This is a genomic window from Pseudomonas sp. NFACC43 (assembly GCF_900119645.1).
Lineage (GTDB): Bacteria > Pseudomonadota > Gammaproteobacteria > Pseudomonadales > Pseudomonadaceae > Aquipseudomonas.
The window spans coordinates 1-2138 of the sequence record NZ_FPKK01000042.1; the positions used below are offsets into that span (position 1 = coordinate 1).

Annotated in this window: 1 protein-coding gene; it reads left to right on the plus strand. The window is 66.9% G+C overall.

Annotated features, from left to right (window positions below; genetic code table 11):
- A partial coding sequence (locus BT179_RS26265; protein WP_143148747.1) for a condensation domain-containing protein occupies window positions 1-2138 on the plus strand: 2138 nt, incomplete at both ends.

Here is a 2138-nt window from a genome sequence, read left to right on the forward strand (position 1 = left end):
CCGGACCTGACCGAAGAACGCTTCCTCGCCAGCCCGTTCGTGGCCGGCGACCGCCTGTACCGCACCGGCGACCGCTGCCGTTTCCTGGCCGATGGAAACATCGAATACCTGGGACGTCTCGACCACCAGGTCAAGCTGCGGGGCCAACGCATCGAGCTGGGGGAAATCGACGCCGGACTGCTGGCGCAAGCGGGCGTTCGCGACGCCGCGACCTTGTTGCTGGACCAGCGCCTGGTGAGCTTCTGGTGTGGTGAGGCTGACGAAGCCACCCTGCGTGCCACCCTGGGCGAACGCCTGCCTTCGCACATGCAGCCGAGTCTTTTCGTGCAGCTCGACCGCCTGCCGCTCAACAGCAACGGCAAGCTGGACCGCAAGGCCCTGGCTGCCACGCCGCTGCCGCAAAGCCAGAGCGACCAGCCGCGCACCGCGCCGCGCAATGCCACTGAAACCGTGCTCTGCGAACTGTTCAGCGAGGTGCTGGACTGCTCTGTCGTCGGTATCGAGGACCACTTTTTCCAACTCGGCGGCCACTCCTTGCTGGCCACCCGTCTGGTCGCCCGGGTCCGTGAACGCCTGGGGGTGTCCCTGCCCTTGCCGCTGGTGTTCGCCCAGCCGACGGTGGCGGCCCTGGCCAGGCACTTGCGGGCGGCTCTGCCCGATGAATCGATCAGCGTACAACCGCGCCCGGCGCAACTGCCCCTGGGCCTAGCCCAACGCCGGTTCTGGATGCTCAGCCGACTGGTGCCTGAGTCCCGCGAATACCACATGCCATTCGCTCTGACCTTGCGCGGCGAACTGCAGGTCCAGGCCCTGCGCGCGGCATTCGAGCAGGTCAGCCAGCGCCACCTGGTGCTGCGCAGCCGGATCGTCGAGGTCCAGGGGGAGCCACAGTTGCTGATCGACCCGCAGGGTCCGGCACTCGCGGTCACCTCGGTGCCGACCCAGGACTGGACTTGGGCTTGCGCCAAGGCCCAGGACGAACTGATGGCACCGTTCGACCTGGCTGCCGCCGCGCCATGGCGCGCGCACCTGTTGCAGCGCCAGGACAGCGACGAGCACCGTCTGCTGGTCTGCCTGCATCACAGCGCCACCGATGGCTGGGCCATGCAATTGCTCATCGACGAGCTGACCCAGGCCTATGCCGCCGGGCTGAACGGACAGGCCCCCGCCTGGGCACCGCTGGAGATCGATTACGTCGACTTCGCCCTTTGGCAGCAGCACCCGGACACCCAGGCACGGCGTAACAGCAGCCTGGAATACTGGAAAAACCATCTGGGCCAGGACAATTATCAACTGGACCTGCCCATCGATCATCCGCGCGGCGCCGAAGTCGACCGTCGTGCCCGGCAGGTGATCGTCAGCCTCGGTGCCGAACGGGCCGAAGCCATCCGCCGATTCGCCCGTCAACGGGGCACCACCACCTATGTGGTCCTGGCCACCGCCTTGAGTGCGCTGCTGGCGCGCTACAGCGGGCAACGCGAGATTCGCCTCGGCACGCCGGCGGACCAGCGTGACCAGGCGCAATCCCAGGCGCTGCTGGCCTGTCTGGTCAACACCCTGGTAATCCGTAGCGACGTCGAGCAGCGTGCGCCGGCCGAACGCTTGCTGACCAGCCTCGAAGCCGACCTGCGTGCGGCCCAGGCCCACGCCGACCTGCCTTTCGCCACCCTGGTCAGCACCGTTGCCCAGCATCGTGACCTGAACCGCACGCCGCTGTTCCAGGTACTGTTCTCTCTCAACTACGGTCGCGTGGACAGCCGTCAATGGCCGGGGCTGGAGGTGCAAGAGCAGACCCTGCCAGTGGTCGATGCCAAGTTCGAGCAAAGCTGGGAAGTCCAGGACGACGGCAGTGACATGACCCTGTCACTGGAGTACCAGGCGGCGTTGTTCGACGAAACGACAATGCAGCGCTGGAGCGCACAGTGGTGCGCTCTGCTCGATGCCTTGGTGGCGACGCCGCAGCGCACGTTGATCGAGCTGTTCCCGCAGCAGCAGGACCAGCCACGACTGGACCAGTGGAACGCCACCGACCGCCACTACAGTGGCCCGACCAACCTGCACACGGCCCTGAGCCAGCAGGCAGCCCTGAGCCCCAACGCCCCGGCGCTGGTGTTCGAAGGCCAACGCCTGAGCTATGC